Annotated in this window: 4 protein-coding genes; 3 read left to right on the top strand and 1 reads right to left on the bottom strand. The window is 74.2% G+C overall.

Annotated features, from left to right (window positions below; genetic code table 11):
• Positions 1-292, top strand: a 292-nt coding sequence (locus WA616_RS24335) for a UDP-glucose/GDP-mannose dehydrogenase family protein (RefSeq protein ID WP_336033941.1), incomplete at its 5' end; no start/stop codon positions are given.
• Positions 293-517: 225 nt separating this feature from the next.
• Here the strand turns inward: WA616_RS24335 and WA616_RS24330 are convergent.
• A complete protein-coding gene (locus WA616_RS24330; RefSeq protein ID WP_336033942.1) occupies positions 518-1,594 on the bottom strand; it encodes an LCP family protein in 1,077 nt (358 codons plus the stop codon).
• Between the two features lie 142 nt (positions 1,595-1,736).
• Between WA616_RS24330 and WA616_RS24325 the strand changes: the two genes are divergently transcribed.
• Positions 1,737-1,880, top strand: coding sequence for a hypothetical protein (locus tag WA616_RS24325; RefSeq protein ID WP_336033940.1), 144 nt, complete (start codon positions 1,737-1,739; stop codon positions 1,878-1,880).
• Between the two features lie 94 nt (positions 1,881-1,974).
• Positions 1,975-2,667, top strand: a 693-nt coding sequence (locus WA616_RS24320) for a nucleotide sugar dehydrogenase (RefSeq protein WP_336033938.1), incomplete at its 3' end; no start/stop codon positions are given.

Here is a 2,667-nt window from a genome sequence, read left to right as displayed (position 1 = left end):
CCAGCTGCAGCTGCAGGGCGCCGTCGTCCGCGTCACCGACCCCGCCGCCATCGACAACAGCCGCCGGTCCTGGCCCCAGCTCGACTACGCCGCCACCCCGGAGGAGGCGGCCGCCGGCGCGGACGCCGTCCTCGTCCTCACCGAGTGGCGGCAGTACCGCGAGCTCGACCCGGTCGCCTTCGGCCGGGTCGTCCGCCAGAAGCGGGTGCTCGACGGGCGCAACGCCCTCGACCGCGAGGCCTGGACCGCCGCCGGCTGGACCCACCGGGCGCTCGGCCGCCGGGCCGTCTGACGCGCCGGCCGCAGCGGGTCCGCTTGCCCCGCACACCCCGCACCGCCCACCCTGTGCCTGCCGACGGGGAGGTGCGGGGTGTGGTGCGACGTCTGTCTGCAGGAACCCGGGCACTGCCGGTGCAACACGCCGTCCCGCGTGGCGGCCCGGCGCGTGCGCGTGCTCGTCGGCCGGCTCGTCCGCCGGCTGCCGTGGCGGCGGGCGGACCCGCCGCCGCGCTGAGGCTCAGCGCGGGACGTCGGGCAGGGCCTGGCCGGTGAACTCGTCGGCGTTCGGGGCCAGCGAGTCGTTGCGCAGGTAGGCCCACATCCGCTCGCCGGTGACGTCGTCGAGGTAGACGACGCTGGCCGGGCCCTCCGTGCCGGTGCCGAGCACGGGCGCGGTGAACGACTGGACGTTCTCCGGCCGCAGGCTGCGCAGCGAGTAGGCGAGGCCCAGCAGGTCGCCGTTGCCGAGGGTGTCGTCGACGGCGACGGCGCTGGTCACCGACAGCAGGGCGGCGTCGAGGCGGCCCGGGTCGGTGAGCGTGCCGGAGCTGAACAGCTGGGTGAACACGGCCTCGAGGTACTGCTGCTGGCGGCGCACCCGGTCGAAGTCACCGCCGGGCAGGCCGTAGCGCTGGCCCAGGTACCAGCGGGCCCGGTCGCCGTCGAGGTGGTTGACGCCGGCCGGGAAGGTGTACGGCCCGTTGCTGGTGGTCTCGGCGACGACGACGTCGACCCCGCCGAGGTCGTCGGTGACCGCGACGATGCCCTCGAAGTCGATGGCCACGTAGTGGTCGATGCGCACCTGCGTCAGCTGCTCGACGGTCTGGATGAGCAAGGAGGGGCCGCCGTAGGCGTAGGCCGCGTTGATCTTGTCCCTGCCGTGCCCGGGGATGTCGACCCAGGAGTCGCGCGGGATCGAGACGAGCTGCGCGTGCTGCCGGTCGCCGGTGAAGCGGGCGATCATGATGGCGTCGGAGCGGCCACCGGAGGCGATGCCCTCGTCCGCGCTGCCGCGGCTGTCGGTGCCCACCAGCAGGAAGGTGACCGGTTCGGCGCCGGCGGGCTGCGCCGGGGTGGCCGGCGCCGGACGCGCCTCCTCGTCGAGGTCGGTGAAGACGTCGGCGACCCGGTCGATGTTGCCGCCGTAGCGGTCGGTGAGGTACCAGAGCCCACCGCCGACCAACGCGACCAGCAGCACGACGAGCACGGTCAGGGCGACGAGGAACCGACGCAGTCCCCGGCGGCGGCGGGGCGTCCCGGGCGGGGCCGGTTCGTCGGTGAGCAGCGTCGACCCGCTCGATGCCTCGTCGGCCATAGCCACCCCCGTGACGGTCCGTCACGGGCGAGGCTACGGCCGCGGGCGTCCTCCGTGACCGTCGTCCCACTCGACGGGGTGAGGATCACGCACCGTGCGCGGGGCCGTTCCCTCTCCTCCCCCGATCGGGCACCATCGGGGCGTGCTCCCCGTCCCGTCGACGACGCCCGTCCGCGAGCCCCGGCTCCGACGCCACTGGCACCGGTTCCGCTGGGTGGGGGAGGACGCCTTCAGCGGCGCCAGCCTCTACGCGTGCCGGTGCGGCGTCGTCCGCCCCGCGCCCTAGGCGGACCACCGGGACGGGTCCCGCACAGGCGCCGAGCTCGGCGCCGTGTTGCACTTCGACGGCGAAGTGTCGGCTCGGACGGAAGGAGGCGCCGGTGCGCATCTCGGTGATCGGTTGCGGCTACCTGGGTGCGGTCCACGCGGCCTCCATGGTGGAACTCGGACACGAGGTCGTCGGCGTCGACGTCGACCAGCGGAAGATCGCGGCGCTCTGCGAGGGGCGCGCGCCGTTCTACGAGCCGGACTTCGAGAGCCTGCTGCAGCACGCGCTGGACTCCGGGCGGCTGCGGTTCAGCACCGACGTCGCCGACGCGGCCGGCGCGCAGGTGCACTTCGTCTGCGTCGGCACGCCCCAGCGGCACGGTGAGTACGCCGCCGACCTCCGTTTCGTCCGCGCGGCCACCGAGTCGCTGCTGCAGGTGGTCGAGCCCGGCGACCTCGTCGTCGGCAAGTCCACCGTGCCGGTCGGGACCGCCGCCGAGCTCGCCGCCATGTTCGCCGAGAAGGTGCCCGGCTCGCTGGTCGCCTGGAACCCGGAGTTCCTGCGGGAGGGGTTCGCGGTGCGCGACACGCTGCACCCGGACCGGCTGGTGTACGGGCTGCCGGCCGACGGGGACGGCGTGGTCGCGGAGCGGCTGCTGGACGAGGTGTACGCGCCGATCGTGGCCCGCGGGACGCCGAAGGTGACCACGGACTACGCGACCGCGGAGATGGTGAAGACGGCGGCGAACAGCTTCCTGGCCACGAAGATCTCGTTCATCAACGCGATGGCCGAGCTGTGCGAGGCC

The organism is Geodermatophilus sp. FMUSA9-8, from assembly GCF_037034165.1.
Lineage (GTDB): Bacteria > Actinomycetota > Actinomycetes > Mycobacteriales > Geodermatophilaceae > Geodermatophilus > Geodermatophilus nigrescens.
The sequence above is the reverse complement of the archived record's forward strand: the minus strand, read 5'-3'. Positions and strand labels throughout refer to the sequence as shown.